Raw genomic sequence first — 22,509 nt, 5'->3', positions numbered from 1 at the left:
CTGCCCTGATGCCATCCGCTATATTCAGTGGCCAAAGTAGGCCCGGTGCAACTCTTCCATATCAATTTCATCTGCCATTTTGGTAAACATGATTTTACCGCTGCGCATCAAACAGACGCGGTCGGCCAAAGCGATCGACAATTGGGTATTCTGCTCAACCAGCAGAATCGTTTTGCCACTTTCGCGTAGCCGGGCAAAGCAGGCAAAAAGTTCATTCACCACCACCGGAGCCAGCCCCAAAGAAGGTTCATCAATGAGGATCATGCTGGGATCGGACATTAAACAACGCCCCACCGCCAGCATTTGTGCTTCACCGCCGGAAAGAACGCCCGCCAACTGCGCCTGGCGCTCGGCTAAGCGTGGGAACATGGCATAGATTTCTTGCAGGCGGCTTTTTACATGGGGGCGGCTGGCTTTCTGAAAAGCGCCCATGATCAGGTTATCATCCACGGTCATATCGCGAAAAATCATCCGCCCTTCCGGGATCAGGGCTAACCCACTGCGGTTGGTATGCCAAGGAGACAGCCCGCCGATATCCACATTGCGATAGCTGATCTGCCCCTGCGTCAGCGGCAGCAACCCAGCGATAGTTTTCAGCAGGGTGGTTTTGCCCGCGCCGTTTGGCCCGACGATCGCCGTAACCGTACCGGGTTGAATCTGTAGCGAAACGTCCCACAGAATATTGATTGCGCCGTAGCCACCGCGTACTTTCTCAATATTAAGCATAGGCTTCTCCGGTATAGCTACGGATCACGACAGGGTCGTTGAACACTTCTGTTGGCGTGCCGTCCGCAATCAAACGGCCAAAGTTCAGTATCCATACCCGCTGGCATAGCGAGGTGACGGTTTCCAGGTCGTGTTCAATCAACAGAATACTTAAACCGTATTCGGCATGAATACGCCCAAGCATCTGCTGAAAACGTTTTTTACCGCTGGTTTCCAGCCCGGCCAGGACTTCATCAAGCAAGAGCAGGTTCGGTTCAGTCGCCAGTGCTTTCGCGACTTCCAGCGCTTTCAGTTCACTGAGTGACAGCTCGCTGGCGGCGGCTCGTTCTGCTTTACCGTTCAGCCCAACCAGTTCCAGAATTTCTCCCAGGCGGGCAAGATTCACCTTGCCGGTAGAAAAGCGCTGTGCGACCCGCACATTTTCCATCACGCTCAGTTCATGCATCGGTTGTGGAACCTGGAAGGTACGGCCAATCCCCAGGCGCGCCCGGTGATGTATTCCTCCACGCGGGCCGAATGTGCTGCCATTGAAGCTGAGTGTTCCGGTGGTAGGCTGTACCAACCCGGAGATCGCGTTAAATAAGGTGGTTTTGCCTGCGCCGTTTGGCCCAACCAAACCCACGATTTCGTTTTGCCCCACCATTAACGATACGTTATCAACGGCAGTGACAGCACCAAATGATACGCTGACTTTATCAAGCTTTAGCACGATAGAATCTCCTCTGGGCTGAATGTAACAACGGCAACAGGCCGCGTGGGCTAATCAGGATAATAGCGACCAGTAATCCCCCCAGGATCATGAGATTTCCGGTGGGGAACAGGACCTTAAACAGGAGTTGGTCGGTTAAATAGACCACCAATGCGCCGACCAGCGGGCCATTCAACGAACGGAAACCACCAAAAATAGCGGCGATAATCGGCACAATGACCCAGGAGGCGTTGAAGGCATAGTCAGGCTCAAGGAAGTTCATATGGTGTGCGTTGAACGCCCCCACCAGCCCGGTCATAAAGGCCGACAGTAACAGAACCAGCGCTTTCAGCAGCAGGCTGTTAACCCCCACCACCTGCGTTGCGGCTTCTGAATCGTGCATGGCCTTTAACGCCAGCCCATAATCACTGCGGGCCAATACGGTATAAATCAGTAGAAACAGCGTCAGTAACGCCAAGATCACGTAATAAACGCCGAGTTTGCTGTTCAGGGCAAACCCCATGACCACGGGCAAGGTAGGAATACCGGATAACCCAGCGGAACCGCCAGTGATCCCCTCTAACTGCATGGCCAGCACGCGGAATATTTGCGAGTAGGCCAGAATCGCCAACGCAAAGTAGGTGCCTTTCAGGCGCAATGTGGGCAGCATCAGCAACGTGGTTAACGCGGCTGCCAGGCCACCACAGAGCATGGAAAGCAGTACCGGCATTCCGCTGTTCATCGCCAACATGGAGGAGATATAGGCCCCGGTGCCGAAAAAGGCCGAATGACCGAAACTGACCATGCCGCCTAAATTACCCAGCATCGCCCAGGCCAGAGCTAATGCGCCGATGGTCAGGGCATCGGTAAACATGCTGAGGATATAAGGTTGCTGATGCCAGATGGCGGGCACCAGCGTTGCCAACAGCAGGGGGAACCACATTAATTTAATGAATGATTTCATCATGATCGCTTTATCCCTGACGCCGCGCTGCGCCGAATAGACCATTAGGACGCAGGAACAGGACCAGCAGGAATAACCCCATGCTGACCAGATCCTGCCAGGCAGGGTTGAACAAGGTCGCGCTCATGGCTTCAGCGATACCAATCACAATCGCCCCGATCAATACCCCTGGAATTGAGCCGATGCCGGCTAATACTGTGATAATGAACGCCTTGATGGTCAGCGATTCTCCCAACGCGGGTTGTAAAACCCGTGTACAGTAGATCGCCACACCGGCAACCGACGCCATCATGCCTGCCAGCAGAAACGAGATCATTTCCGTCTGTTTGGGGTTGATCCCCATCAGCATGGAGGCTTCGCGGTGGCTGGATACGGCGCGAACGGCGCGGCCATACCAACTGCTTGCCAGCCATTTCCAGAGTGCGACCAGCAGGATCAGGCTCATGACGAATGCCACCAGTTCACCATTCATGGCATACAGATCGCCGATAACAATCGGTTCTTGCAGCCAGACTGAACTGCTGGAGCGGATATTGGCATTCCAGATCAGCAGGATCAGGTTGGTTAAAATCACGGCAATGCCATAGGTCAACAGCAGTGAGTTGAGTTCACGGTCGATCTTGATACGGCTGAGCAGCATATAGATGCCGATTGCCGTCGCACAGACGACGATAAAGGCCAACGGTATCGACCAGAGTGGCCCGAAGCCGGTTGATGATTCGAAGGTATAGGCAATATATCCCGCCAGTAACACCAATTCACCGTGCGCCAGATTGACCAGGCGCATAATGCCAAATACCAGTGCCAACCCCAGCGCGAGCAAGGCATAGACACTGCCGGCCAGCAGGCCGGAGTATAATGATTGAAATAATAATTCAGACATGCGCACCTCTTGTTCAGGTGGGGTAAACATCCCGCTCGCGGCTGTTACCAGGGAGTACCAGGAAACTGCATGGCGCCTGTGGATGCACTTTCTGGCCACACGATGACGATGTTGCCTTTCTGGTGTTGTCCGATGTTCTGTACGAATTCTTCATTGTCGCCCTGCTCGGTAAAGCGCACGTTGCCAATGATGGTGTCCACCGGGGTGGAGCGCAGTTCCTGTGCAATTCCTCCTTTATCAAGCGTGCCGGCGGCCTCTGCGCGGGCAATGGCTTCAAACAGCAACATGCCCTGCACGAAACCGTACTGTGAAAGATAATCAGGCTCATGCGGGTAGAGTTTGCGAAAAGCGGCTTCAAATGCCTGGCCTTCCGGCCGATTGAACGTGACCGGCACCGGCAGCATTTCTGTGCCGTAGGTTTTATCAACCAGATCGGGGAAGTCTTGGTACATTTTGGAAGTAGCGATCTGCCAGGCACCGACCATGGCCTTGACCTGGGGTTTAAGGACGCGGGTTGCCCGCAAAATACCGACATAGTCATTTTCGTAGCCAATCATATTGATGGCGTCTGGCTTATCTTGCAGTTTGATCTTGTTGATAATCGGCTTGAAATCCACCGTGGTGGCTTCAAAGGGGTGCATGGTGACCACCACTCCTTTTTCAGCCATGTACTGCTGCATCATGCGGGCCATTTCACTGGTCGATTTTTTGGTTGAGTAAATAACCGCCAGCTTTTTGACCTGCATTGTCTCCAGCAGGCCCGCCATGGCTTTGACATAACCGGTGGTATTGTTGATACGAAAGAAAGATTTGAACCCCTGCGTCAGAAATTCGCTGCTGGTGCCGCCAGAGGTCATAAAGGGCAGGCCGAGTTTGTCGGCTGCGGTAGCGGCAGGCCCCACGATGTCTGAAGTTGCTCCACCGGTAATGGCGACCACTTTATTGGCGGCAAGCCTTTCCACTGCCGCCACGGCCTTGGCCGGTGAGGATTCATCGTTGATCGTCTCGACTTTGATCTGCACATTGCCGCCCCGTTGGTTAAACACGGATTCCGCGACTTTGATGCCTTCATGCATGCCCGTTCCTCCACGGGCATTCACTCCGGTCAGTGAAATCACAGCACCGACCTGATATTCAGCCGCCTGAGTAGCGGGTATCACCGACAGTGCTGTGGTGCATGACAAACCGATTGCAAACCATTTTGTTAAATTCATCACTCCTCCCAGGATGGTCGTATTTTTTTACTCTGCACTTTCCAAACTGCGGGAAAGCCCTCAGTGTCCTGGCCCTGAGATTGGCAGGGCCAGGCTATCGAATTACCTGTTGTTTTAAATTGCTTGGGTAGATCAACGACGGTCTGTTTATTTTGGTTCGAACTCTTCTTTGCCGTGGGCGTAGGCCTGGCGCAGAACCGTTCATATTTCCCAGATGTTGGCGCAAGACAGGGCTTATCCAAGCTCAGCATGGCGATTGGCACTCTTTCTACCGCAGATGAACCGAGGAAGGAGGTTCGTTTGAGGTGGGGCAGATGCGCCTGTCAACGTACAGCCACCCACTCCTCAGGAATCATGGTTACAACCTCAATCAATCTGTTTCCTTATCTTGCCTCTGAACGGGATGGTGTTGCTCAATAACAAGGTTATTCTCGATTAATATAGACAGATTGAGATAATTTATACAAAATAATGTTAAAACAAATGGGTGAAAGTTAGACATATGTTGCAAATTATGGATTTTTATTACAAGTGCAGAGGCGGAGGATACCCCTAAAAATAAGAGGATCTCCTTCATAGATAAGAAAAAATCTATCAACAGCAGGTTTTTATTAAGGAATACTCTATGCAGCACGCATTTATTTGTGATGGTGTGCGAACGCCGATAGGCCGTTACGCCGGAGCGCTGGCCAATTTGCGCACCGACGATCTGGCGGCGATCCCGTTACAGGCGTTATTGGCGCGTTATCCGGCGCTGGATTGGCAACGGGTTGATGACGTCATTCTCGGGTGTGCTAATCAGGCTGGGGAAGATAACCGTAATCTGGCCCGCATGGCTGCGCTGTTGGCGCGTTTACCCCTGGAAGTGCCAGGGGCGACGGTCAATCGGCTGTGTGGCTCTGGTCTGGATGCATTGGCGATAGCCGCGCGCAGTATCAAAGCGGGCGAAGCTAATCTGCTGTTGGCGGGTGGGGCAGAATCGATGACGCGGGCCCCCTGGGTAATGGGGAAAGCCGACAGCGCTTTCAGCCGCCAGACACAGATGTTTGATACCACGCTGGGCTGGCGTTTTGTCAATCCGTTGATGCAGCAGTGGCACGGTACAGAGTCGATGGCGGAAACCGCCGAGAATGTTGCCAGCAAGTTTGCCATCAGCCGGGCCGATCAGGATGCTTTCGCCTTACGCAGCCAACAGCGTACCGCACGGGCGCAACAGCAGGGGATTCTGGCTGAAGAGATCACGTCGGTGACGGTGCGTAATCAGAAAGGGGGGGAAACGCAGATCACCGAGGATGAACACCCGCGGGCCAGCACCACGCTTGAGCAACTGCAACGTTTGAAGCCGCCTTTTCGTCACCCTGGTACGGTTACCGCAGGCAATGCCTCCGGCATCAACGACGGTGCTGCGGCTTTGATTGTGGCCTCAGAAGCCATGGCGTTGCGGCAAGGTTTAACGCCGCGCACGCGGATTGTAGCAACGGCGGTCTGCGGCGTAGAGCCGGGCTTGATGGGGATTGGCCCAGTGTCTGCCACAGAGAAAGTGTTGGCAATGAGCGGATTACGTTTGGCACAAATGGACGTGATCGAACTGAATGAAGCCTTTGCTGCGCAGGCTTTGGCCGTGCTGCGCCAGTTGGGGCTACCCGATGATGCTGAGCAGGTGAATCCGAACGGCGGGGCGATTGCGTTGGGGCACCCTTTGGGCATGAGCGGTGCGCGCTTAGCGCTGGCGGCGACGCTGGAATTGGAACGGCGTAATGGCCGCTATGCGCTCTGCACCATGTGTATTGGTGTGGGGCAGGGTATCGCCATGATTCTGGAACGTGTTTAATGGCCTGGACTCGGGATACTTCAAGTTGCATGGGGGTTGGCTGCGCTATTTGGCCTGTCTGAGACTTGTTTCTTCGGAGGCGGTCACTTGAATTATTGAGAGTATAAACGAGCAAACGGGGAGCCGAAGCTCCCCGCGTGAGATTACTGGTGAGTGACCACCACCAGGCGGATAGCATCCAAGCGCCATCCGGCTTCGTTCAGATTAGCCAGCACCTGTTTGCGGTTGAACTCCAGAGTTTCAACTTCGTCGTCACGGATGTTCGGGTTAACCGCTTTCAGGGCTTCCAGACGCGCCAGCTCAGTGCTCAGCTTGTCGTCGGCCTCTTGTTTAGCCTGCTCAATCAGTGCGCGGGCCTGTGCTTCTACCAGGCTTTCTGCCTGTTGCAGCATGATATGCACATCCTGTTGCACTGCGTTCACCAGCTTGCTGGAGGTGTGGCGATTCACGGCATTCAACTGGCGGTTAAAGCTTTCGAACTCAACCTGTGCCGCCAGATTGCTGCCTTTACGATCCATCAGCATGCGGATTGGCGTTGGTGGCAGGAAGCGGGTCAGTTGCAGGTGTTTCGGCGCCTGCGCTTCAACCACATACACCAGTTCCACCAGCAAGGTTCCTACCGGCAACGCTTTATTCTTCAGTAACGAAACCGCACAACTGCCGGTGTCACCAGACAGAATCAGATCCAGGCCATTGCGGATAATCGGGTGTTCCCAACTGACGAATTGAGCATCTTCACGCGACAGCGCCTGTTCACGATCGAAAGTTACGGTACAGCCATCCTGCGGCAAACCCGGGAAATCCGGCACTAGCATATGATCTGACGGTGTCAGAACGATCAGGTTATCGCTGCGATCTTCCTGATTGATGCCGACGATATCGAACAGATTGAGCGCAAAGCTGACCAGATTGATATCGTTATCCTGTGTGGCGATGGCGGCTGCCAGCTCTTGGGCTTTTTCACCGCCGTTGGAGTGCATTTCCAGCAACCGATCGCGGCCCTGTTCCAACTGGGTTTTGAGCTGGTTGTGCTGCTGGCGGCAGGTGTGGATAAACTCATCCAACCCTTCCTGTTCGGTGGGCGCGGCCAAATAACCAATCAACTGCTCGTAACTGCTGTCATAAATCGGGCGGCCGGTCGGGCAGGTATGTTCGAAAGCATCCAGCCCTTCATGGAACCAGCGGCCCAGAATCGCCTGCGCGGTATCTTCCAGATAAGGCACCATGATTTGGATGTCATGCATCTGGCCGATACGATCCAGGCGGCCAATGCGCTGTTCCAGCAAATCCGGGTTGAACGGCAGATCGAACATCACCATGTGGCTGGCAAACTGGAAGTTACGCCCTTCGGAGCCGATTTCAGAACACAGCAACACCTGCGCCCCTTCTTCCTGTGACGCGAAGTAAGCGGCAGCGCGATCGCGTTCGATAATCGTCAGCCCTTCATGGAATACGGCGGCACGGATCGCTTCCCGCTCACGCAGCACCTGTTCCAGTTGCAACGCGGTATCAGCCTTGGCACAAATCACCAGCACCTTTTCATGACGGTTGGCGATCAGGTAATCCAGCAGCCATTCAACGCGCGGATCGAAGTTCCACCAAGTGGCATTTTCCCCTTCGAATTCCTGATAAATCTGCTCTGGATACAACATGTCGCGGGCGCGGGCTTCAACGGTTTTCTTCGCGCCCATAATGCCGGAGACTTTGATTGCCGTTTGATATTGCGTTGGCAACGGCAGCTTGATCTGGTGCAGATGGCGGTGTGGGAAACCTTTCACTCCGTTACGGGTATTACGGAACAGCACGCGGCTGGTGCCATGGCGATCCATCAACATGGTGACCAGTTCCTGGCGTGCCTGTTCACTGTTATCGCTGTCACTGTTGGCCGCTTTGAGCAGTGGCTCAATGTCCTGTTCGTCGATCAGATCGCCCAACAGATTGAGTTTGTCATCGGCCAGATGTTCGCCACTCAGTAATAACGTTACCGCATCGGCGACCGGGCGGTATTTCTGCTGCTCGTTGACAAACTCTTGATAATCATGAAAACGGTTCGGATCCAGCAGGCGCAGGCGAGCAAAGTGGCTTTGCTGGCCGAGTTGCTCTGGGGTGGCGGTGAGCAACAGCACGCCAGGGGTCTGCTCCGCCAGTTGTTCGATAACCTGATATTCGCGGCTGGGTGCCTCTTCGCTCCAGGCCAAATGGTGGGCTTCGTCCACCACCAGCAAATCCCAATGGGCATCGGCCAACTGTTCCAGGCGCTGTTTATTACGGCGCACAAAATCCAGCGAGCAGATCACCAACTGTTCAGTTTCGAACGGGTTGCTGCTGTCCTGCATGGCTTCGGTATAGCGGCTGTCATCAAACAGTGAGAAATAGAGATTGAAGCGGCGCATCATCTCAACCAGCCACTGGTGTTGCAGGGTTTCCGGCACCACAATCAACACGCGTTCGGCACGGCCTGCCAGCAATTGCTGGTGAATGATCATCCCGGCTTCGATGGTTTTACCCAGGCCAACTTCATCGGCCAGCAGAACGCGCGGCGCATGGCGCTGGCCAACTTCATAGGCAATGTGCAACTGGTGTGGGATCAGGCTGGCACGCATACCGCGCAAACCGGCAAAGGGTAGACGATATTGCTCACTCTGGTATTTACGTGCACGGAAGCGCAGTGCAAAGCGATCCATCCGGTCAATCTGACCGGCAAACAGACGATCCTGTGGCTTACTGAAGGTCAGCTTGCTGTCCAGCAGCACTTCCCGCATGGTGACGCCGGTTTCATGAGTATCCAAACGCGTGCCGATGTAGGTCAGCAGACCGTTCTCCTCTTTGACTTCTTCAACCTGCAACTGCCAACCTTCATGGTGACTGATAGTGTCACCTGGGTTGAACATCACGCGAGTAATTGGCGAGTCATTTCTGGCATAGAGACGGTTTTCACCGGTGGCGGGGAAAAGCAGGGTAACCATACGCGCATCCAGCGCTACCACGGTTCCCAATCCCAATTCGCTTTCCGTATCGCTGATCCAGCGTTGACCAAGTGTAAAAGGCATAGTTTGTCGGCTCGATTCTTATTAAGTCAGTCTTACGATGGCACCAGACTGCAATGACAGTGTTCACGTCATATTTCCAGTTGCATGTGCGCAGCAACTCGAATTATTGAGTGTATATGAGTGGTTAAGAATTAGGGAAGGGCGCTATGGTAATGGAAGGCGATGCGTTCGTCACCTGCAAAACCTGATGATTTTTCTTACCCTTTCTTAATTCCGGTCTTGCGGGCCGAATATCAGAATAACCCCATTTGACCGGTGACCAATGTTGTAAAATCGTCGTGCAAGAATGGAAGTATAGCGTCTGCTACCGGTTGCAGTTGTCGTTCAAGATAATGATCATAATCGATTGCCGATTGTTGGGTTTCCAGCGGTTCTGGCCCGGCGACGGTCATGACGTAACTGATCCAGCCACCGTTCTGGTATTGCAGGGGCCGCCCTTGCTGGCGGTTATAGTCGTCGGCGATGCGCGCTGCGCGCACGTGCGGCGGCACGTTGCGCTGGTAATCGCTCAGCCTGCGCCGCAGACGCTTGCGGTATACCAACTGATCGTCAAAGCTACCGCTGAGCGTTTTGGCAACGTAATCGCGGACGAAATCCTGGTAAGGCTGCCGTTTGAAAATACGCTGATACAGTTGCTGCTGGAATTGCTGCGCCAGCGGTGTCCAGTCGCTACGCACGGTTTCCAAGCCCTTGTAGATCATCTCTTCATGGCCGTCGGCTTTGCTGATCAACCCGGCATAGCGCTTTTTGCTGCCTTGTTCCGCGCCGCGGATGGTGGGCATCAGAAAACGGCAATAGTGGGTTTCAAACTCCAGCTCCAGCGCACTTGCCAACCCATATTGCTGTTGCAAATGCTGTTGCCACCAGCGGTTGATGTGGGCGACTAATTTGCGGCCAATCTCTGCGGCCTGTTGTTCCGTGTGCACTTTTTTCAGCCAGACAAAGGTGGAGTCCGTATCGCCGTAGATCACCTGATAGTTTTCCGCTTCAATCAGTTTGCGGGTTTGGCGCATGATCTCGTGGCCGCGCAGGGTAATTGACGACGCCAGGCGCGGATCGAAGAAACGGCAGCCGCTTGAACCCAGGACGCCATAGAAGGCATTCATGATGATTTTCAGCGCCTGCGACAGGGGTTTGTTCTGCTGGCGCTTGGCCTCCTCGCGCCCTTGCCAGATCTGGCTGACGATGGTCGGCAGGCAGTGTTTGCTGCGCGAGAAGCGGGCCTGGCGGAAACCTGGCACGGAATCGGCGTCATCCTGATGTTGCATTCCTTCCACTAGCCCGACCGGGTCGATCAGGAAAGTGCGGATGATCGACGGGTACAGGCTCTTGTAGTCCAGCACCAGCACCGAATCATACAGACCGGGTTGTGAGTCCATCACAAAGCCGCCGGGGCTGTGTTCTTCTGGCAGTTCGCCCAGGTTGGGGGCGACATAGCCCTGCCGATGCATGCGTGGGATATAGAGATGGCTGAAGGCGGCCACCGAGCCGCCGCTGCGATCGGCGGCCAGCCCGGTGACGGTGGCGCGTTCCAGCAGAAAGGTGAGCAATTCGGTCTTGGCGAAAATGCGCGTTACCAGTTCACAGTCTTTCAGGTTATAGCGCGCCAGCGCGGGTTTATCTTCAGCGAAACGCCGATCGATCTCCGCCATGCGTTGATAAGGGTTGTCGATCGATTTACCTTCCCCCAGCAGCGTTTGTGATACCGATTCCAGGCTAAAAGAGGGGAAGTTCCAGGTGGCCGATTTCAGTGCCTCAATGCCGTCGATGATCAAGCGCCCTGCGGCGCTGACGAAGAAGTGATTTTGTTTGAAACCGTGTTCGCGCCATTCCAACAGGGTGTTGCCACGGCCAAAACGCAATGGGATCTGGTAACGTTCGGCGTGTTTTTGCAACACCCGCAGATCGAACTGCACCAGGTTCCAGCCGATAATGGCATCGGGATCGTGCCGCTCCAGCCACTGATTCAACCGTTCCAGCAGCTGCGGGCGGCTGTTGCAGTATTCCAGTTCGAAATCCAGTGCTTCATCACTGCCATTGGCCGGGCCGAGCATATACACCTGGCGCTGGCCGCATCCTTCCAGCGCAATAGAATACAGTTCACCGTGAGCGGTGGTTTCGATGTCCAATGACACCAGTTTAAGCGTGGGGCGATAGTCTGGTGCCGGTTTCATCTGGCCATTAAACCAAAGGCCGTTGCCGCCGGGTTGACCGCTGAACCAGACCGGCGCGGTGATAAAACGCTCCATCAGATAACGTTCAGGGGGGCGGATATCGGCCTCATAAACGTTAACACCGCCTTCTCGCAGCAGCTTTTCCAGCTTGATTAACTGGCGGTGCTGGCGGCAATAGAGACCCACAACCGGGCGGGAATGAAAATCCAGTAGTGGCAGCGGTTTCAGTTCGACATGGCGTTCTTCGCGCAACAATAATTCGGCGCGCGCTTGCTGTTCGGCAGGGATGAAAGCCACCGAAGGCTGGGGAGCCAATGTAAGCCGCTGTGGCCCGCTGTCGGTTGCCAACCAGAATTCGACTTCAGTTCCGGCCGGGGTGTCGCGCCAGTGGCGCGTGAGTATGAAGCCCTGTTGCGGAGATGTCATATACCCTTCGTCTTTCAAGCCGCAGCGTTGTTGGCTGCGGCCATTTACCCCAGTCACTTACTTAAGTAAGCATCCTGGGGATACACGGCCTTGCCGCCTAGCTGCAACTTGAAATCCATTGGGTATAACCTTCGTCTTTCAAGCCGCAGCGTTGTTGCGTAATCAAATCGATTGTAGCATGGTTTTTTATACAGTATTTGTCTATGTCGTTTTATCCAATCAAAAACGTATACAATTCATCGGTTGACTGATTATGTGGTGCGCCGGACAATCCTTCGTCCACGCATTTCTGCTTATGAATAGAGGTTGAATGGAAGCCTATTTACAGCATTTGGTCACCCAGTCACTGGCTTTCACCCTGAGCGTGGTCATGTTGGTGGCCCTGTTGGAGTCATTGGCATTAGTCGGCCTGCTGTTGCCCGGCACGGTGATGATGGCCAGCATTGGCGCACTGATTGGCGGTGGGAAGGTGGATTTTTATCTGGCTTGGGGGGCCGGTATCGTCGGTTGCCTGCTGGGGGACTGGATCTCCTATTTTATTGGCCGGGCCTTTAAAGAACCACTGCACCGTTGGTCATTTCTGCAAAAGCACAAGGCGATGCTGGATAAAACCGAATATGCGTTGCATCAGCACAGCATGATTACCATCCTGGTTGGCCGCTTTATCGGCCCGACTCGCCCGCTGGTGCCGATGGTGGCCGGTATGCTCAGTCTGCCGCCTTACAAGTTTGCTTTACCAAATATCATTGGTTGCCTGACGTGGCCACCGGTTTATTTCTTCCCCGGTATTCTGGCCGGTGTGGCGATTGATATCCCTTACAGCGCCAACAGTACCTTATTCAAATGGCTGCTGTTTGGCGTGGTGCTGGTGATGTGGTTGGCCGCCTGGTTGAGTTGGCGCTGGTGGCGGGAGGGGAAACGCGGTGTTGATAAGCTGGCCCGCTGGCTTTCGCCGTTGCGCCTGCGTGTCGCGTGTGTGTTGAGCTGGGGAGTCGGGCTGGCCGGTTTCTATTATTTGTCGCAACAACCTTTGATGCCGGTTTACCGGCATCTGCTGTGGCAAGTGTTGGCGAGGTGACATAAACCCGTCATTTTTCAAGCTGGCAGCGTGGTTGGCTGCCGCTTGGAAAGAAAGGTGGTTGTTACTGGAAGAAAGCCTCTAGTTGTTCAAACACCCGCATATCTTCATGGTGGCGTTTCACCTGTAGCACATCTTCCAGCTTTTCTACCTGACTGATCATCTGCACCAGGCGCTGATCGTCCGCCACCAGCAGCCAGATGCGGCTTTGTGTACCATCCTTCAGTGGCATACACAGGATACCTTCTACGTTGAAGGCGCGGCGGGCAAACAGACCACAGACGTGCGTCATAACACCGGGATGGTTACGCACGGCCAGTTCCAGGATCACCTGCGGGTTCTTTTGTAGTGACTGCATGGCTTATTCTCCAATCATTTCGATGTTGGCGGCACCCGGCGGCACCATCGGGTAGACTTTTTCATTCATATCGATCAGCGCATGGATCAGACATGGGCCTGGGCGCTGGATCGCGGCCATCAGCGCGGCCTGTGGATCCTCCTCAGCGTTCAAATCGCAGGTATCCAAGCCGAAACCGGCGGCTATTTTCAGGAAGTCGGTGTGCTTCGGATAGGTGGCAGCATAAATATGTTGCTGATAGAACAGAGTTTGTTGCTGATGTACCAGCCCCAGCGCCTGGTTGTTCATCAGAATGATTTTGACATCCAGGTTGTGTTCAACCGCCGTCGCCATTTCCTGAATATTCATCATCAGGCTGCCATCACCGGAAAAGCACAATATTTTGCGCTGCGGTTCAGCCAATGCTGCACCGATCGCCGCTGGCAGGCCAAACCCCATGGTGCCTAAACCGCCGGAAGTCAGCCATTGGCGCGCGCGGCTCAGTGGGTAAGCCTGCGCGACCCACATCTGGTGCTGGCCGACATCGGTGGTGATAATGGCGTTTTCATCCACGCAGCGTGCGGCCGCTTTTACCAAGCCGTAATGGCTCAGCGGATCGTCAACGTTGGGCATGTTGAACGGGAATTCGCATTTCAGGTCATTGACGATTTTCAGCCAGGTGCTGCGTGGTTGTGCTTCGATCTGCGGCAGCAGTTGCTGCAACACCTGACCAACATCACCATGAATAGCGATATTGGCTTGTTTAACCTTACCCAGTTCGGCGCGATCGATATCCACGTGGATGATGTCGGCGTTCGGGCAGAACTGCTCGGTTTTACCGATGGCGCGGTCGTCGAAACGGGCACCTAACACGATCAGTAAGTCGGCTTCCTGCAAGATGAAGTTGGTGCTGCGTGCTGCGTGCATACCCAACATTCCCAGTGATAACGGATGTTCTACCGGCATGGCACCCAGCGCCATCAAGGTCATGGTGGTGGGCAGGTTGGCGCGTTCGGCCATCTGCAAGGCCGCTTTATGGGCTTCAGCGCAGATAATACCACCACCCAGATACAGCACCGGGCGTTTGGCCTGATTAATCATGGCGGCTGCCTGGGTAACCTGCGCGCTGTCGAAGGCGGGCGGGGCATCTGGTACGGCGATCGGTGGCAATTCAGCCAGATCAATCACTGCGGTTTGCACGTCTTTCGGGATGTCGATCCATACCGGGCCAGGGCGGCCGGATTCGGCAATGCGGAAGGCATCGCAGATCACCTGCGGTAGTTCGCGGATATCACGCACCAGGTGATTGTATTTGGTAATGGGGATTGAAATACCGTAGGTATCGACTTCCTGAAAGGCGTCGGTGCCGATCATCGAAGAAGGCACTTGGCCGGTAATGCATACCAGTGGAATAGAATCGAGTTTGGCATCTGCGATGGCGGTGACCAGATTGGTGGCTCCAGGGCCGCTGGATGAGATACAAACCGCTGCTTTGCCGTTGGTGCGCGCCATACCCTGAGCCATAAAACCGGCACCTTGTTCATGGCGGGCCAGCACGTGCTTGATAATAGTGCTTTGGCTTAATGCATCGTACAGCGGCAGCGCGGCACCGCCGGGTATTCCTGCAATGGTGGTAATACCCTGGCGCTCCAGCAGATGTACGATCAGCTGTGCGCCGGTAAAGCGTTGTCCTTGGTGTGGCGTACCCGAAATTGCCATGTTGCTATCCTTTATCAAGGCCGGGTCGCATTTCTGGGCAGGGGACTAAAACAAGAAACCCCGCCCGGTTTTGCGCCGGCGGGGTTTGGGAATCGATACGTTGATTCGGACCCTACGGCGCACTGCCGACGACGACCACCACACGCACGACGACCACCGCGGCTGGTAGCGCGGTAATTAGTAGGGTCGAAGTCAGCGAGGATGCGATCACAGGGAACCTTATCATCAGTAGTAAAAAACAGAGTTTTATAAAACCACAGGCGTAAAACTCACACAACAGGTTTATTGATTCAGCATAAAAAACGCGTCCTGGATCACGATTTTGGCGAAATGCCCAAGATGTATGCTTCTGGAGCGGTTCCCTCTATCAAGGCTTGAGTTGGGCCATCGTAGTAGATGCGGCCATCTACTACCAACAAGGTGCGGGGGGCGATACCGATGGCATCGTCAAGATTGTGCGAAACCATTAACAGTGTGAGCTGGCGTAGAGCGCATACTTGTTGCAGTAATTGCAGCATCTCTTTGCGCAGGGCCGGATCGAGCGCGGAAAACGGTTCATCAAGCAGCAGAATCGGTTGTTGGCGAACCAGGCAGCGCGCCAGCGCGGTACGTTGGCGTTGCCCACCGGAAAGCTGTGCAGGCAGGCGTTGCAGGTGTTCTTCCAGCCCCACCTGCTGGGCGATTTGCGCCAACTGCTGTTGCTGAGGCGCATTTAGGTGCAGGCCGGGGTGCAGCCCTAAACCGATATTTTGCGCCACCGTCAGGTGGGCAAACAGGTTATTTTCCTGAAACAGCATGGAAACCGGGCGTTTGGCGGGGGGCGTCGCGGTGTGATCGCTGCCGTTCAGCAGAAGTTTGCCGCTGGCCGCCGGGAGAAAACCGGCAATCAGGCTGAGCAGGGTGCTTTTACCTGCGCCGCTTGGCCCCAAAACCGCGACATGCTCGCCCGGTTGGATACGCAGATCAAACCGCATCGGCAGGTGTTCATACAGGTAAGTCAGTCTTTCAAGCGTTAGCATTCGCGTAGCGGCCCGGTAAACGTTCAATCAGGGTAAACAGCAGAAAACACAGTAACAGCAGCAATGCGGCGGTGACTGCGCCATCATTGCTGCGGTAGGAGCCAATCTGCTGATACAGGTAAAAAGGCAGGGTACGGAATTGCTCGTTGCCGAACAGGGCCACCACGCCGAAATCGCCAATCGATAGCACACAGGCAAATGCCAATGCTTGAGCTAGCGGGCGTTGCAGCGCTTTCAACTCAATCCAGCGCAAACGCTGCCAGCCGTGTATATCCAGCGACAGGCACAACGGATTATAGCGCTCGGCCAGATCGCGCATCGGGTTTTCCAGCACCTTCAGTGCGTAAGGCACGGCCATCAAGGCGTTGGTGAGGATCACCAGTGCGTAAGGGGATTGTGGTAATCCGGTGGTATCGCTCAGTAGCAGGAAAAAGCCGGTTGCCAGCACAATGCCCGGCATGGCGAGGATCGTCATACCGCTCAGTTCCAGCAGGTGGCCCTGGGTGGGGCGCTGCCGCAGTTTCAATTCCCGGCTGCTCCACAGCAGCATCATGGTCAGCACCACGCACAATAGACCAGCACCGAGCGCAATGCGCAATGAGGTAAACAGCGCTTGCCACAGGACGGGTTGTTGCAGCACGGTAACGAGGGTTTGGTTGGCCCCGTCAATCATCACCGCCAGCAGTGGGGGTAATAACAAGAGCAGAGCGGCGCTAATCAGCAATGTATCGCGGATGCGCCGCCAGCGGCTGTCTTCCGGGTTGTGCCAGATTTGCGCATGGGTGTGGCCCACCGGCAATGCCTGATTCAAACGTTGGCTGAGCACGACCAACCCGAGGCAGCAGGTCAGTTGGATCAGCGCCAATAGTGCGGCACGGCTGAGATCGTAGTCGTAGCTCAATGCCTGATAGATAGCCAGCTCAATGGTGGTGGCCTGCGGCCCACCGCCGAGGGACAGTACGGTGGCAAAGCTGGCGAAACACAGCATAAAGATCAAAGCACCGCAGGGCAGGCTCTGGCGGCGTAGCGCAGGCCATTCCACAAAGCGAAACTGTTGCCTGCTATTCATCCCCAGCTGTGCGGCCAACTGGCGCTGTTCCGTGGGAATATTTTCCAGCGCTTGTAACAGCAAACGCGTCGCCAGCGGCAGATTAAAGAACAGATGCGCCAGCAGAATGCCTTGCAGACCGTAGGGAGAAAAACGGTAATCTATTCCCAACCAGCCGCACAGCGCTGCCAACCAGCCTTGTTTCCCGTAGACGCTAAGAATACCGAAAACGGCCACCAGCACTGGCAACACCAAGGTCATGGCGCACAGGCGCAGCAGCAGATTGCGGCCAGGGAAGCGCCGCCGATAAAGTGCTTGAGCCAGCGGGATGGCGGGTAGCACGGAAATCAGTGCCGACAGCAGCGCTTGCCAAAAGGTAAAACGCACCACGTGCCACAGATAGCGGTCTTGCCACAAGCTGCGCCAATCGCTGCCGGGGGCGTGCTGCCATAAGGAGCCCAGCGCCAACAGAGCAATTAGCCCAATCAGGCCAGCGGCGATCAGACCCGGCCATAACCAGTGTGGGATCAGTGGCTGACGGCGTTTTGCCATGCCTGGACCCACTGGCTACGCTGTTTGGCAACATCTTCAGAACTGAATTGCAGCGCCGTTTGCGGTACGGTCATCTGCTCAAAACCTGCTGGCAGTGTGGTTTTAATCACCGGATACATCCAGTTGCCGGTAGGAATGGTATTCTGGAACGCCGGAGTGACCATAAACTGCATAAAGCGTTCGGCCAGTTCAGGGTTTTTGCTGGCCTTCAGTTTACCGGCCACTTCTACCTGCAAATAATGGCCTTCACTGAAGTTAGCGGCCGCGTAGTTGTCTTTTTTCTCTTCAATCAGGTGGTAAGCTGGGGAAGTGGTATAGCTGAGCACCAGATCGCTTTCGCCTTTCAGGAATAAACCATAGGCCTCACTCCAGCCTTTGGTGACGGTCACCGTTTTTTTCGCCAACTGCTGCCAGGCTTCCGCTGCCTGGTCGCCATACACTTTCTGCATCCACAGCAACAGGCCTAGCCCCGGGGTGCTGGTGCGCGGGTCCTGATAAATGATTTTCCAGGGTTGATCGCTGCTAACCAGTTCTTTCAGGCTTTTGGGCGGGTTTTTCAGTTTGTCTCGGTTGTAAACAAAAGCGAAGTAACCGTAATCGTAAGGCACGAAGGTGTTGTCCTGCCAGCCGCCCGGTACGGTCAACTGACGAGTATCAACCTGGCTGGCAGCGAACAGGCCGGTTTGCTTTGCTGCTTGCAGCAGGTTGTTATCCAACCCCAAGACGATATCGGCGGCGCTGTTCTTGCCTTCCATCCGCACGCGGTTGAGCAGTGAAACACCGTCTTCCAGCGCCACGAATTTCAATTCGCAGTCACAATCGGCTTCAAAGGCTTTTTTAATCGCCGGGCCTGGGCCCCAGTCGGCGGCGAAAGAATCGTAGGTATAAATCGTTAGTGTTGGCTTGGCCAGCACTGGCGTGGCAGCCAATAGCAATAAGCAGGGCAGGTATTTTTTGACCACTTTGCACTCCTGAAATTTAAGGGGCAAAGGTATCTGAGGGCGGTATCCCCACCATCGAAATTTATCGGGGATAAGCGACGCGGTACTCAAATCCCTCCGCCGGTATTGACCGGATCAGGTTCGACGGGTGTGCTCTCAGCGGAAAAAAACGTGCTGCGCTCGTGTTGATCCGACGTTGGGCAGTGCTCGCAATCCTCATGTACTTAAGTACACCCCGGTTGCTGTGCGCTGGCCGCCGTCGCCTGAACACGGCTCGCTGCGTTTTTATGCAACGTTCGTTATTTTCCGCACCCCGTTGAGACGGCGCTATTGTAGAGATTAACGTGCAGCGGTGAAAGAGGCTTATGCCTCCGGCGGGGCAAACCAGGCTGATTTAAAATCGAACCACCCAAGAGTGTTCATGCGTACCCCGCGCATGGTGCGCTGGCCATGCAGTTGTAGCCAGTGATGGAACAACGGGTGTAGCTGGTGGCTGCTGACCAGACGTTGGCAAAATTCAGCCAACGGCAGCCGGTTATCGCGCCACAGTGCGGCATCCTGGGCGATATCCTCACTCAGGCAGTGCTGAATTAACGGCGTTTCATACAGTGTGGCAAACAGAGAGAATTCCAGTGGCAGTGTGAAATTGGCACTGCCGAGCCACAAATCGCTGGCCGCTGCGCCTTTATGCCAATCATCGTAGTTGACGGTTTGCACATTCAGCGTGATGCCATGTAGGGCCAGCAAAGGTTCGATGGCTTGCTGGATGGCATGGAATTCCGAATGCTGGTTGTAAAAAGTCAGCGTCAGTTCGCTTAAGCCTGCAGGCTTGGGGTGTTGCTCCACTGTACGGTTATGCAACCAGCGTGGCAGGATGCCGTAGGCTGGAGCCCAATAACGTTGATAGACCGGCCCAGCGTGGCTCAACAGCGCGATAGGATTGATCAGTTCACTTAACCAACTGCGGATTGCCGGATTGCTTGCCAGCGCTGAGCGCTGATCAAACAACAGAAAATAGCAGCCTTCCTCAAGGCGGCTTTCCAGTTCGTTGTTACCGGTCTCATCCCCTTGCAACTGCACACCAGAATAAACCAGCTCTTCGGTGACTTCTGGCAGCACCCAGATATTGACCTCGTCAATCAACGCGCGATAACCAAAGTAATCATCAAAAGCATGAATTTTCATCTGACTGCGGTGATTGTGTACCACGCTGTAAGGCCCGGTGCCGATGGGGTGGCGGGCAAAATCCGGCAGGCTCTGCCATTCGCGCGGCAGGATCATGGCATGTACGCTGCCCAGCAACCAGGGCAGCCAATAATCCGGGCTATGCAGGTGGACGTCGATCACATAAGGCGTAGGTGATGTGATGGTGTTGATATGAGAAAACAAGGGTTGTGGGATCAACCGATTCAATGAATGAATTACGTCTTCCATTTCCAATTCGCGGCCATGATGGAAGCGAATTGCCGGGCGCAGATAAAAGCGCCAGTGCAAAGGAGTTATTGTTTGCCAGTGATGTGAAAGATCGGATTCGAGTTCCCCGTTTTCCTCATTTATGCGGGTCAGGCCGTTGAAAATCTGCCGGGCCAGATGGGTTTCCGAGCGGCGTAACGCCGAGCCGGGTAGTAAATTATAAAGTTGGCGGTAGTAGAGCACGCGCAGGATATGTTTACCCTGGCGAAAGCTGCGCCCCAACTGAGCCAGCAGCATTTGGCGCACGGCATTTTTGTCGCCGACCAACTGCACCAACTGGTCGATTTTATCCTGCTCCAGCAGCTCTTCCGCGCGCTGCTGCTGAAGTGCCAGGCCGGTGTAATGGAAACTGAGCTGTGAACGCTTGCCGCGCCCGGCCTCGGCTTGCCAGGCTAACCAACCTTGCCGCTGCATGGCACCCAGCAAGGAACGCACATGTCGGCGCGAGCAATTGAGCACTTCTGCCAGTTCTTGCAGCGTGGTTTCAGTTGGCTGGCCGCGGTAGCACTGCCACAGGCGGATAAACTGTTGTTGTAAGCGCGAGGTAGGCATAAAAGAGGAACTCTCCGGCATCAATCTGTCAATTTATCTTTCCCTATATTACGCCGATAATTGTTGTAGGCAAAAGTGCGGAGGGACAGTTAATGAAGGCTCTCTTGGCGAAACAGTTTTATCAGCGTTATTTTACGGCGATTCAATGCCAGAAGGTTGACTGGTTGAAGGTGATTCCGCAACAGGCGCGGTTGGAGATGCTGGCTCATTTGACCCAGTGGGATATCAATACGCTAAGCGACAAACAATACCGTGAGCGTATCTAACGCTCATCGTAAAAGTGTTTCTGAGTAATGGTGCTTTTCACCAGCCAGTGGGGCAACCCACTGGTATTTTTATCTGCGACGCTGCTTTATTCTGTAATTTTCCTTCTGTAGCATACTCCGTTGCCCTTCAAGGCGCAGGGGGCTGTGTGACTTGGCCACCCCCTCGGGCTGCTGCAAGCAGATTTGTCACTCAGCTGCCGCCTACCTGTATCTTGCAGCAGCTTGGGTGTCGGTTTCTTTATTTTCTGGTCAGGGACGCAGGTATGAATTTCAAACGCTGGCTGCCACGCCGTTTCAATCCCGTTTTTGCTGCTTTTCTGATCGTTGCCTTTCTTTCTGGTATTGCTGGTGCGTTACAGGCGCCTACGCTGAGTTTATTTCTTACCACCGAGGTGAAAGTTCGCCCATTATGGGTTGGGCTGTTTTATACCCTGAATGCCGTTGCCGGGATTATCGTTAGTTTTCTGCTGGCGAAACGTTCAGATACGCAGGGTGATAGGCGCAGGCTGATCCTGTTGTGTTGCCTGATGGCGGTGGGCAATAGCCTGCTGTTTGCATTCAACCGTGATTATTTAACGCTGATTACCGCCGGTGTTCTGTTGGCGGCGATAGCCAATACGGCCATGCCGCAGATTTTTGCGCTGGCACGTGAATATGCCGATCATTCAGCCCGTGAAGTGGTGATGTTCAGTTCAGTCATGCGTGCCCAGCTTTCATTAGCTTGGGTAATTGGCCCACCGTTATCGTTCATGTTGGCGCTGAATTACGGTTTTACCGTCATGTTTCTGGTTGCGGCGGCGATTTTTGTTATCAGCGCATTGTTGGTGTGGCTGATACTGCCTTCAGTACCGCGAGCGCAGGTTGAAATCAGTGTGGATTCCCCCCCAATCGCCCCTATCAGTGCCTGGCGCGACCCTGATGTGCGTCTGTTATTTTTGGCTTCAATGCTGATGTGGACCTGCAACACCATGTATATCATCGATATGCCGCTGTATATCACCGCCGACCTTGGTCTACCGGAACGGCTGGCGGGTTTGTTGATGGGCACTGCCGCGGGGTTGGAAATCCCAGCGATGCTGTTAGCGGGTTATTACGTCAAACGTTTCGGCAAACGTAACATGATGCTGTTTGCGGTCGCCGCAGGCGTGTTGTTCTATGCCGGGTTGGCCTTGTTCAAGTTCAAGGCCGCATTGATGGTGTTGCAGCTGTTCAATGCTGTCTTCATCGGCATTATTGCCGGGATCGGTATGCTGTATTTTCAGGAATTGATGCCGGGGCGGCCGGGAGCGGCCACGACCATGTTTACCAACAGTATTTCCACCGGGGTGATCCTGGCGGGGATATTACAAGGTGCATTGGTTGAGAATTTTGGACATTACGCTGTTTATTGGTTGATAACTTTATTAGCGATGCTGGCGCTTTGGATGTGTGCCAGAGTGCGGGAAGTGTGATGTGGAACACAGGCTTATTTGATACAACTCATTGATAAGATTGTTTCCTATTCTCTAAGATAAGCAAACTTAGAGTGCGAGTTTCGCATTCTTTATCTGTCTTGTTGCTGAGATGCT

General features: G+C 54.4%; 18 protein-coding genes. 4 read left to right on the top strand and 14 right to left on the bottom strand.

What is annotated here, in order from left to right; translation table 11 throughout:
- Positions 1-24: 24 nt before the first annotated feature.
- The 5 genes from Z042_RS23225 to Z042_RS23205 are packed head-to-tail and all read right to left on the bottom strand — an operon-like array spanning position 25 to position 4,475.
- A complete protein-coding gene (locus Z042_RS23225; RefSeq protein ID WP_024910331.1) occupies positions 25-726 on the bottom strand; it encodes an ABC transporter ATP-binding protein in 702 nt (233 codons plus the stop codon).
- Positions 719-1,435, bottom strand: a complete 717-nt coding sequence (locus tag Z042_RS23220; protein WP_024910332.1) for an ABC transporter ATP-binding protein — start codon at positions 1,433-1,435, stop codon at positions 719-721. Before Z042_RS23220 ends, Z042_RS23225 begins: the two co-directional genes overlap by 8 nt.
- Complete coding sequence (locus Z042_RS23215) at positions 1,422-2,381, bottom strand: branched-chain amino acid ABC transporter permease (protein WP_202901306.1); 960 nt, start codon at positions 2,379-2,381, stop codon at positions 1,422-1,424. Before Z042_RS23215 ends, Z042_RS23220 begins: the two co-directional genes overlap by 14 nt.
- 7 nt (positions 2,382-2,388) lie before the next feature.
- Positions 2,389-3,261, bottom strand: coding sequence for a branched-chain amino acid ABC transporter permease (locus tag Z042_RS23210; RefSeq protein ID WP_024910334.1), 873 nt, complete (start codon positions 3,259-3,261; stop codon positions 2,389-2,391).
- A gap of 44 nt (positions 3,262-3,305) precedes the next feature.
- On the bottom strand, positions 3,306-4,475 hold the full coding sequence (locus tag Z042_RS23205; RefSeq protein ID WP_024910335.1) for an ABC transporter substrate-binding protein: 1,170 nt from the start codon (positions 4,473-4,475) through the stop codon (positions 3,306-3,308).
- Positions 4,476-5,100: 625 nt separating this feature from the next.
- On the opposite strand from Z042_RS23205, the gene pcaF reads away from it, so the two are divergent.
- Positions 5,101-6,306 carry a 3-oxoadipyl-CoA thiolase gene (pcaF, locus tag Z042_RS23195; RefSeq protein ID WP_024910337.1) on the top strand — a complete coding sequence of 402 codons (1,206 nt, stop codon included), beginning with the start codon at positions 5,101-5,103 and terminating at the stop codon, positions 6,304-6,306.
- Positions 6,307-6,449: 143 nt separating this feature from the next.
- On the opposite strand, the gene rapA is transcribed toward pcaF, so the two are convergent.
- Together rapA and Z042_RS23185 are read right to left on the bottom strand one after the other, a co-directional pair.
- On the bottom strand, positions 6,450-9,356 hold the full coding sequence (rapA, locus tag Z042_RS23190) for an RNA polymerase-associated protein RapA (protein ID WP_024910338.1): 2,907 nt from the start codon (positions 9,354-9,356) through the stop codon (positions 6,450-6,452).
- Positions 9,357-9,589: 233 nt separating this feature from the next.
- Positions 9,590-11,956 carry a DNA polymerase II gene (locus tag Z042_RS23185; protein ID WP_024910339.1) on the bottom strand — a complete coding sequence of 789 codons (2,367 nt, stop codon included), beginning with the start codon at positions 11,954-11,956 and terminating at the stop codon, positions 9,590-9,592.
- A gap of 310 nt (positions 11,957-12,266) precedes the next feature.
- Here Z042_RS23185 and Z042_RS23180 point away from each other — a divergent pair, with 310 nt between their 5' ends.
- Positions 12,267-13,034: a DedA family protein gene (locus Z042_RS23180; RefSeq protein ID WP_024910340.1), complete on the top strand. Its 768-nt coding sequence runs from the start codon at positions 12,267-12,269 to the stop codon at positions 13,032-13,034.
- 64 nt (positions 13,035-13,098) lie between these two features.
- Here the strand turns inward: Z042_RS23180 and ilvN are convergent, their stop codons facing one another.
- From ilvN to sgrR, 7 genes are all read right to left on the bottom strand, one after another.
- The gene (gene ilvN, locus Z042_RS23175; RefSeq protein ID WP_024910341.1) at positions 13,099-13,392 is read right to left on the bottom strand and encodes an acetolactate synthase small subunit; all 294 of its coding nucleotides are present in this window, start codon (positions 13,390-13,392) and stop codon (positions 13,099-13,101) included.
- 3 nt (positions 13,393-13,395) lie between these two features.
- A complete protein-coding gene (ilvB, locus tag Z042_RS23170; RefSeq protein ID WP_024910342.1) occupies positions 13,396-15,090 on the bottom strand; it encodes an acetolactate synthase large subunit in 1,695 nt (564 codons plus the stop codon).
- A gap of 112 nt (positions 15,091-15,202) precedes the next feature.
- On the bottom strand, positions 15,203-15,316 hold the full coding sequence (gene ivbL / locus Z042_RS26195) for an ilvB operon leader peptide IvbL (protein ID WP_417903547.1): 114 nt from the start codon (positions 15,314-15,316) through the stop codon (positions 15,203-15,205).
- Between the two features lie 88 nt (positions 15,317-15,404).
- Positions 15,405-16,109 carry a thiamine ABC transporter ATP-binding protein ThiQ gene (gene thiQ, locus Z042_RS23165; protein WP_024910343.1) on the bottom strand — a complete coding sequence of 235 codons (705 nt, stop codon included), beginning with the start codon at positions 16,107-16,109 and terminating at the stop codon, positions 15,405-15,407.
- The gene (gene thiP / locus Z042_RS23160; protein WP_024910344.1) at positions 16,096-17,709 is read right to left on the bottom strand and encodes a thiamine/thiamine pyrophosphate ABC transporter permease ThiP; all 1,614 of its coding nucleotides are present in this window, start codon (positions 17,707-17,709) and stop codon (positions 16,096-16,098) included. The genes thiQ and thiP overlap by 14 nt, the downstream gene beginning before the upstream one ends.
- Positions 17,685-18,671: a thiamine ABC transporter substrate binding subunit gene (thiB, locus tag Z042_RS23155; protein ID WP_024910345.1), complete on the bottom strand. Its 987-nt coding sequence runs from the start codon at positions 18,669-18,671 to the stop codon at positions 17,685-17,687. Before thiB ends, thiP begins: the two co-directional genes overlap by 25 nt.
- Positions 18,672-19,013: 342 nt before the next feature.
- Complete coding sequence (sgrR, locus tag Z042_RS23150; RefSeq protein WP_024910346.1) at positions 19,014-20,675, bottom strand: HTH-type transcriptional regulator SgrR; 1,662 nt, start codon at positions 20,673-20,675, stop codon at positions 19,014-19,016.
- A gap of 92 nt (positions 20,676-20,767) precedes the next feature.
- On the opposite strand from sgrR, the gene sgrT reads away from it, so the two are divergent.
- Positions 20,768-20,941, top strand: coding sequence for a glucose uptake inhibitor SgrT (gene sgrT, locus Z042_RS25380; protein WP_071882861.1), 174 nt, complete (start codon positions 20,768-20,770; stop codon positions 20,939-20,941).
- Positions 20,942-21,204: 263 nt separating this feature from the next.
- Positions 21,205-22,392: a sugar efflux transporter gene (locus Z042_RS23145; protein WP_024910347.1), complete on the top strand. Its 1,188-nt coding sequence runs from the start codon at positions 21,205-21,207 to the stop codon at positions 22,390-22,392.
- The last annotated feature ends 117 nt before the right edge of the window (positions 22,393-22,509 follow it).

The organism is Chania multitudinisentens RB-25 (genome assembly GCF_000520015.2).
Classification (GTDB): domain Bacteria; phylum Pseudomonadota; class Gammaproteobacteria; order Enterobacterales; family Enterobacteriaceae; genus Chania; species Chania multitudinisentens.
The sequence above is the reverse complement of the archived record's forward strand: the minus strand, read 5'-3'. Positions and strand labels throughout refer to the sequence as shown.